The organism is Deferribacterota bacterium, from assembly GCA_034189185.1.
Taxonomy (GTDB): domain Bacteria; phylum Chrysiogenota; class Deferribacteres; order Deferribacterales; family UBA228; genus UBA228.
This window is the reverse complement of the sequence record JAXHVM010000090.1, coordinates 1-7094: the sequence shown is the minus strand read 5'-3', so window position 1 is coordinate 7094 and position 7094 is coordinate 1. Positions and strand designations below refer to the sequence as shown.

5 protein-coding genes are annotated in these 7094 nt (G+C 36.8%); all 5 read left to right on the top strand.

Annotated elements, in window-relative coordinates; translation table 11 throughout:
• On the top strand, nucleotides 1-804 hold an 804-nt coding region (locus tag SVN78_06995; protein MDY6821350.1), incomplete at its 5' end, for an acyl-CoA dehydrogenase.
• A gap of 168 nt (nucleotides 805-972) precedes the next feature.
• Complete coding sequence (locus SVN78_06990) at nucleotides 973-2214, top strand: thiolase family protein (protein ID MDY6821349.1); 1242 nt, start codon at nucleotides 973-975, stop codon at nucleotides 2212-2214.
• A 58-nt stretch (nucleotides 2215-2272) separates the two neighbouring features.
• A complete protein-coding gene (locus tag SVN78_06985; protein ID MDY6821348.1) occupies nucleotides 2273-3844 on the top strand; it encodes a long-chain-fatty-acid--CoA ligase in 1572 nt (523 codons plus the stop codon).
• A gap of 79 nt (nucleotides 3845-3923) precedes the next feature.
• Complete coding sequence (locus tag SVN78_06980) at nucleotides 3924-4709, top strand: EthD domain-containing protein (protein MDY6821347.1); 786 nt, start codon at nucleotides 3924-3926, stop codon at nucleotides 4707-4709.
• A 94-nt stretch (nucleotides 4710-4803) separates the two neighbouring features.
• Nucleotides 4804-7094 (top strand): homocysteine S-methyltransferase family protein (locus SVN78_06975; GenBank protein MDY6821346.1); only part of this gene is annotated, 2291 nt, incomplete at its 3' end.

Here is a 7094-nt window from a genome sequence, read left to right as displayed (position 1 = left end):
GATACACTTTTACCATATCATCCTCAATTTTCTGATAGCAGCATCCCTGCTGATTGTACGATAACTGATGATGGAGATGCTTATGTCGTTAACGGTCAAAAATCCTCCTGGGTTTCCTGTGGTACGATTGCTACGCATATAGCTCTGTTTACTCAGATGGATAAGAGCAAGGGTCATGCAGGCAGTGGGATTTTAATTGTACCCTCGGATTTGCCAGGTGTTACAAAAGGTGCACCACTCAATAAGTTGGGACAAAGGGATTTAAACCAGGGTGAAATCTTTTTTGATAATGTTCGAGTACCTAAAAAATACCTTGTTATTGGCCCTGAAGGCTATGAGGCATTATGTGAAATCGTACTTTCAACAACAACTGCCTTTATGGGACTTTTAGGTGCTGGTTCTGCTAGGGCAGCTTTAGAGGAAGCGGTAGATTATACAAGAAACCGCGTGCAGGGAGGTAAACTTATTAAAGAGCACCAAACCATACAAACAAAATTGTTTCACATGCAGACCAAGGTCGAGACTGCTCGACTTATTAGCCGCGCTGCCTATATTTTTAACCAAAATACCACAACACCGGCAGAGGAATATTCATTGATGGCTAAAGTTCATGGCACGGAAGCTGCTTTTAGCGTAGCACATGATGCTGTCCAGATATTTGGAGGCTATGGTATGGCAAAAGGATATCTTGTAGAAAAGCTCTTTAGAGATACGCGTGCAATGCTTACCGAAGACGGTGTAAATGATATTTTAGCAATTGCTGGTGGTCACAAGATCGTTGAAAATTATCCACGCGGAGACTGATGGTCATAAATAAAAAATTAAGAGAATGTAAGAGGCAGGGAATAGACTCCTTAAAAGGTTCTATGACTCAGGTGATAGGGGAGTTCTCCTGCCTTTCTAACTTTAACTTGTAAAACAAATTTATATAAATATAATTTTAACACTAATTATTAGAAGGAGATTACTATTATGAATGATGTTTATATTATAGGGCTTGGTATGATTCGTTTTAACAAATATCCAGATAGGGATGTTAGAGATATGGCGCATGAATCGATTAACAAGGCATTAAACGATGCAGAATTGAAAAAATCTGATCTCCAGGCAGCTTTTTTTTCAAATACCTTTTGGGGAATGTTTTCCAACCAGCATTCTATTCGGGGTCAAGTTGTGCTCAGGTCTATGGGAATCGACAAGATTCCAGTTGCTAATGTAGAAAATGCTTGCGCTGGTGCATCTACAGCACTGCATCTAGCTTATACCGGGGTTTTGGCGGGAATGTATGATTGTGCGTTGGTTGTTGGCTCAGAAAAGATAACCCATCCTGATAAGACTAAATCGCTAACTGCTTATGCTACCTGTATGGATGTTGAAAATTTCGACAAGCAAATCAAAATGATGGAGAAAATAAAGAATTCTTTTCAAATTGATATCCCAGAAGGCCAGACACCCCCTGGCCAGGGCAGGAGCATTTTTATGGATGCCTACGCAATGATGGCTGCCTGGCATATGAGCAAGTTTGGTTCTACTCAACAACAGATGGCTAAAATTAGCTCTAAAAATCATTGGCATGGCTCTCTTAATCCACTTGCTCAATATCAAAAAGAAATGACAGTAGAGGAAGTAATGAATGACAAGCTCATTTCCTATCCTTTAACCCGGGCGATGTGTGCCCCTGTTGGAGATGGAGCAGCTGCGGCAATTATTTGTTCCAAGGAGTTTTTAAAAAAATTAAAAAACGCTCGACCAATAAAGATAAGAGCCTCTGTGCATGGTTCAGGAAGGGATAGAAATATGGATGATGAAGATATCGGTGAACGTTTGGCCAGGCAGGCGTACAATCAAGCGGGAGTGGGACCAGAAGATATAAACATTGCTGAATTGCACGATGCAACTGCATATGGTGAATTACATCAGACTGAAGCAATGGGTTTTTGTAAGCTTGGTGAAGGTGGGCCTTATGCAGAATCTGGTGCGACTACCTTAGGCGGTGAAAAACCAGTCAATACGAGTGGAGGCTTGGAATGTCGGGGCCATCCTATTGGGGCTTCGGGTTTAGCGCAGATATATGAGCTAGGTCTTCAGTTAAGAGGTGAGGCTGGCAAACGCCAGGTTGAAGGTGCTAGACTTGCTCTTGCTGAAAATGGCGGAGGCAATATTGGTGTTGAAGAAGCTGCTATGTGCATTCATATACTTGAAAAAGTTAAGTAGATCATTTTGAAAGTAAGATAATAATAGATATCAGCTTGTAGAAGTAGGTTTGTTAATTATGTTAGAGACAAGTTTTGGAAATTTGATAGATAAAGCTTTTAGAAAATACAAGGATAAGACTGCATTTACGATTAATGGCCGGAATTACTTATATTCCGAGGTACATTCTACAGTGAATAAATTGGCTAACGGATTATCTTCACTGGGCTTGCAAAAAGGAGATCGGGTTGTGGTAATGTGCGTTAACTGCATTGAGTGGATTTATGCAGACATTGCCACAGCAAAAATTGGTTTAATAAAAATTCCAATTAATAAAATGCAGGTTAAGGAGGATATTGAGTACCGGCTAAAAGATTCTGGTGCTAGAGCCGTGATATTGGACGATTATTTTTATAATAAATGTGGTCTTTTTTTTCAGGATTATGAGTCCATTGAGTTTATTGTTGCTATAACAGAGGATAAAGAGTTTCTCTCGCAGCCTGTCATTGATTTTTATAAATTAATATCAGAATCCCCTAGTCAGACGCCTGAAGGCTTAGTTAATCAGGAAGATTTGATTGCAATAATGTATACTGGCGGCACAACTGGAGCACCAAAAGGTGTGATGCACACGCATAAGTCTTATGTTAGTATTATTTATAGTCAGATTTTAGAAATGGAGATATTTGAAGGTGAAGTTATGCTTCAGACTGCTCCATTGCCACATTCAGCTGGATTTTTGGTGCCATCTTGCCTGCTTAGAGGTGGACGTGTTCTCATAATGGATGGATTTGATCCCGAAAAGGTATTTCAGGCCATTGAAAAAGAAAAAGTGACAGAGACATTCATGGTTCCTACAATGATATATACATTTCTAGATCATCCAGCTAGAAAAAATTACGATTTGTCCAGTTTAAGAACAATTGTTTACGGCGCTGCTCCTATATCGCCCAGGCGACTAGAGGAGGCTATCGAGGAATTGGGTCCAATCTTTCTTCAGGCTTATTCGCAAATGGAGGTTGCCAATCAGACGACAGTCTTAAGTAAAAGTCAGCATATTGAAGCAATTCAACAAAACAAAAAAAAGCGTCTTTCTTCCTGTGGAATGCCAATACTAATGTCACAGGTAAAAGTGGTTGATGATAATGGAAATGAAGTGGGAATCGATACCCCTGGCGAGATTATCACAAGGGGACCGCATATGATGAAAGGCTATTGGCGGCAGCCTGAGGAAACGAAAAAGACTATAATTAATGGTTGGTTATATACGGGAGATATGGCAAAGATAGATGAAGATGGCTTTATATACCTGGTGGATCGAAAAAAGGATATGATCATTAGTGGTGGGATGAACGTTTATTCCGCTGAAGTAGAACATGTTTTATCTCAACATCCGGCAGTCAAAGAGGTGATTGTTATTGGAATTCCCGATGAGAAGTGGGGTGAAGCTGTGTGTGCTGTTGTTGTGAAAGCTCCAGATAAAGAAATTACTGAGGAAGATCTTATCCAGTTTTGTAGGCAAAGACTTTCAGCTTATAAAAGACCTAAAAAGATTGAGTTTGTAGAGCAGATACCACGGACTCCTGTGGGTAAGTATGATAAAAAACTCGTCAGACAGAAATACTGGGAGGGTAAAGAAAGAAATATTTAGCGAACTCATATTATATATTGAGGCCTTATCATACGGGGATATTGAATTTACAAGTATTAACAAGTAAACTGGAGTAAAAATGATTCGTTTAGAATTTGTTCTAAAAAAACGGGAGGATATTGCATCTGATAAATTTTATGAATACTGGCTCAATAATCATGGTACACTTGTTGCCAAGCATCGTGAGGCTTTGAAGGTACAGAAGTACATTCAACTTCATACAATTGATGATGAATTAAATCATATATTTTCTCAACAACGTGGCACTATGGGACCTTATGATGGGGTAGCAGAGTTGTGGTGGAATAGTATGGAGGATTTGGTGGCAGCGTTTCAATCACAGGAGGGACAATTTGCTGCAAGTAAGCTTCTTGAAGATGAGAAGGTATTTATTGATCACTCCAGGTCTCCCTTGTGGCTGGCTTATGAAATTCCGCAAGTTAATCCAGCTGGAGAGAATATTTTTGCTTCACCTGATAATAATGTGCTTAAACTTTACTACCCCTTGCGTCATTTGAAGACGCTCACCTTAGACCAAGCTCAATTCTACTGGCTATGTACTCATGGCCCTAAAGTTCGGCAACATGCCTTAACAGCAGCGATCTTAAGATATATTCAGGTTCATCGGCTGAAGGATGAATTGGGGCCAATGCTTGGACAAGCTCGGAGGGTTGTAGATGAGCCCTTTACAGGGCACGCTGAGCTTTGGTTTGAGCATAATGCATTGCTTGAGGCCATTACTACACCAGAAGGACAGAAAGCCTTCAGTTTTTTTCTTGAAGATGAGAAAAAATTTATTGATTTTGGCCGTTCTGCACTATGGTTAGCAAAAGAATATGTAATTTTTAACTACATGAACATGTAACTAGGAAGTTCTAAAGAATTATAAATTGATTGTTTTAGCATCCATTTTAAATTAAAAGTTGTTATTTTCAAATGATTTAATATTATATTGTGATATGCATTTTGAGAATTTATTAAATTCAGATAAGATAATACTATTTGATGGTGCGATGGGCACCTCCTTGCAAAATATTAATATTCCGAATGGAATAGATGAAAAATATCAGGGTTGTAACGAGTATTTGAATATATTTGCACCTGAAATAATCTATGATATTCATAAATCTTTTTTAGATGCAGGTGCAGATGTAATTGAAACAAATACCTTTGGGGCTAACAAGGTAATATTAAGTGAGTATTCTCTTGAAAAGGAATGCTATAAAATTAATTTTGAGGCTGTTAAGATTGCAAAAGAGGCAGCAAATAAATATGGGAAATTTGTGGCAGCATCAATTGGACCAACCAATAAGTTACCAAGTTTAAAACAGATAACCTTTGATGAACTCCAGGATGCATATAGGCCACAAATAGAGGCTTTTATTGATGCATCAGCAGATTTAATCTTAATTGAAACAGCCCAGGATCTACTCCAAGTAAAGGCAGCGCTGTTTGCTACATTTACAACACTAAAAAAACATAATTCAAACATCTATGTTATGTTGTCTGTTTCTTTGCAGGATAATGGGTATATGCTTTTAGGTTCAAATATCGACGCTATTGTTTCATTAGCAGAATGTTTTCCAATAATATCATTGGGTTTTAACTGTTCCTTTGGTCCTGATAAGATGATAAGCCCATTAAATGAGTTAAATAATAAATGGTCTAGACTTATATCGGTTATTCCAAATGCTGGGTTACCTAAAAATGTAGACGGTAAATTGGTTTATGATTTATCTTCTAAGGATTTTGCAAAAATTATAGAGAGTCTATGCGATAAATCTTTTGTTGATATTGTAGGAGGTTGTTGTGGAACTACACCTGAGTATATAAAAGAGTTAAATAGTATTATTGAGCAATATAAAAGAAGAGGAATAAAGAAAATACCCTATATTGGAAAGGGTAGCAGCCTATTCAATATATCTACTTTAAGGCAGGAACCCCCTCCAGCTATTATAGCTGAGCGAGGAAATGTTAATGGTAGTAAAATATTTAGGAACTTATTATTAAATGATGATTATGATTCAATGTTACAATTTTTAAAAAAAGAGGAAGATTATGCACACTTCTTAGATATTTCAGTTGCATACCCAGGGCGTAACGAAATAGATGATTTAGAAAAAATAGTATCTTTAGCAAATAAAAATATAATAAAGCCAATTTGTATTGATTCAACAAATCCTGATGCTATTGAGACGGCTTTAAAAAGCTATGCAGGTAAGCCAATTATAAATTCTGTTCATTTTGAAGATGGTGGAGATAAGTTAAAAAAAGTTTTTGAGATAATTAGGTATCTCCCAGCTGTTATGATAGGTCTTTGTATTGATGAAGAAGGGATGGCACTAAAGGCTGATAAAAAGTTGAGTATCGCAAAAAGAATATATGATAAATGGGTAAATTTTTATGGTTATAAATCAGAGGATTTAATAATTGATCCACTTACCTTTTCAATTGGGGCAGGGGATAAATCCTTGAGGTTTGCTGGTGTTGAAACGTTAAATGCGTTAAAACTAATTAAAAAAGAATTGCCGGCAGTAAATACAATTTTAGGTGTTAGCAATATTTCCTTTGGTCTATCTAAGAATTCGAGGCCTTATCTAAATAGTATTTTTTTAAAAGAGGCAATAGATGCCGGTTTAGATATGGCTATAATAGATCCAAAAAAGATAATCCCTATAGCAAATATAGATGATGAGAAAAGAAGGTTATGCTTAGACTTAATATATGGCGAAGAGAATAGTCTAACAAATTTTATTAAGTATTTCTCAGATAATGCTGGTTACTTTGATACTAAGATTAGTAAAAATATGAGTGATGAAGAGCTTATAAAAGAAAAAATTTTAAAGGGCGATAAAATTGACATAGAAAAAATACTGCAGAGATTATTAGAAAAGTATGCTGCAATTGAAATAATAAATAATATATTACTGGAGGCAATGAAGGAGGTAGGAAGGCTTTTTGGCGAGGGCAAAATACTTTTACCCTTTGTACTTGAATCTGCAGAAACAATGAAGATGTCAATAAAATATTTAGAACCATATTTGGAAAAGAAGAAGGAACAAAAAAAAGGCACAATCCTTTTGGCAACTGTAAAGGGCGATGTACATGATATTGGTAAAAACCTAGTTGATATTATTTTATCAAATAATGGATATGAAGTACATAATCTTGGTATAAAAGTGCCTGTCGAAGAAATGTGTAAAAAATATAGAGAGATCAAACCAGATGCTATTGGTATGAGTGGTTTATT

What these genes read in the sequence shown, in the direction of transcription:
- SVN78_06985 (MDY6821348.1), top strand. Translation starts at nt 2,273, where the DNA reads ATGTTAGAGACAAGTTTTGGAAATTTGATAGATAAAGCTTTTAGAAAA.
- SVN78_06980 (MDY6821347.1), top strand. Translation starts at nt 3,924, where the DNA reads ATGATTCGTTTAGAATTTGTTCTAAAAAAACGGGAGGATATTGCATCT.
- SVN78_06990 (MDY6821349.1), top strand. Translation starts at nt 973, where the DNA reads ATGAATGATGTTTATATTATAGGGCTTGGTATGATTCGTTTTAACAAA.